At 56.1% G+C, this 271-nt stretch carries 1 pseudogene; it reads right to left on the minus strand.

From position 1 onward, the window contains the following. Window positions 1-271, minus strand: a pseudogene (locus QN347_RS19960) (hypothetical protein); the annotation flags it as partial.

Genomic DNA, 271 nt, shown 5'->3' on the forward strand with positions numbered 1-271 from the left:
TTTCATGCCTTCGACGAATTCCGCTGAAAAGCCGATCAAAGAACTGCGCGGTAATTCCAATTCTTTCAAACCTTGATAAGTGAAGGCGATATTCACGGTCCACGGTGGTGCCGGCACTTCATCGGCACCGGTGCCCCAGGCCACGGCCGTAGTGACACGTGCGGTGATGGCGGCGACAAAACTGCGCGCGCGTGCCGCATGGCGAATGTTGAGAAAAACATAGCGGGCTTTCGGGTAGCCGAAGCGTCCATAAGCGCGCAGTACATTGGCT

It is taken from the genome of Sphingomonas sp. 10B4 (assembly GCF_035019905.1).
Taxonomy (GTDB): Bacteria; Pseudomonadota; Alphaproteobacteria; order Sphingomonadales; family Sphingomonadaceae; genus Sphingomonas; species Sphingomonas glacialis.